Raw genomic sequence first — 911 nt, 5'->3', positions numbered from 1 at the left:
GGCGGCCCCCTGGGCGTGCTGACCGAACTGGTCAATGGCCTGACCCAGGTCGATGGCCAGGCACTGCAGCCCGTGATCGGAACCCTCAACGGCCTGATTGCCGGCCTGGGCAGCGGCCTGGGTGAAGGCGGCATCGGCGAGCTGGTCAACGGCCTGCTGGGCGGTGACAGTGGCCTGCTGGGCGGCGTCCTTGGCGACGATGGCCTGGTCGGCGGCCTGCTGGGCGGTGACGGCGGCCTGCTGGGTGGCGTCCTTGGCGACGACGGCCTGGTCGGCGGCCTGCTCGGCGGTGACGGCGGCCTGCTGGGTGGCGTGCTTGGCGAAGACGGCCTGGTCGGCGGCCTGCTGGGCGGCCTGGTTCCGGGCGGCGGCACAGGCAGCGGCGACGGCCTTGTCACCACGGTGCAGAACACCGTTGGCGACCTGCTCGGCGGCACGGCCGGAGCGCCTGTGGGCCAGGTACTGGATGCGCTGATCGACCCCGGCACCGGCGCCCTGTCCGTGGTCACGGGTCTGGTGGAAGGCGTGACCCAGGTCAACGGCGGTCCGCTGGGTGTGGTGACGGACCTGGCCAACGGTCTGACGCAGGTCCCGGGCCAGGCACTGCAGCCGGTGATCGGCACCGTCAACGGCGTGCTGGCCGGCCTGACCGGCGGCGATGGCCTGCTGGGTGGTGTGGTCGGCGGTGACGGCGGCTTGCTGGGTGGCGTGCTTGGCGATGACGGCCTGGTCGGTGGTTTGCTGGGCGGTGACGGCGGCCTGCTGGGTGGCGTGCTCGGCGACGACGGCCTGGTCGGCGGCTTGCTCGGCGGTGACGGCGGCCTGCTGGGTGGCGTGCTCGGCGACGACGGCCTGGTCGGTGGCTTGCTCGGCGGTGACGGCGGCTTGCTGGGTGGCGTGCTTGGCGATGA

The 911-nt window shown here is 73.2% G+C and carries 1 pseudogene; it reads left to right on the top strand.

From position 1 onward, the window contains the following. Window positions 1-911 (top strand): annotated as a pseudogene (locus ACF8NF_RS23270) (hypothetical protein); the annotation flags it as partial.

The sequence above is a fragment of the Delftia sp. WSY_22 genome (assembly GCF_043104185.1).
Taxonomy (GTDB): Bacteria; Pseudomonadota; Gammaproteobacteria; order Burkholderiales; family Burkholderiaceae_C; genus Comamonas; species Comamonas tsuruhatensis.
Note: the sequence above shows the minus strand (reverse complement) of the source record. Positions and strands in the feature narration are given on the sequence as shown.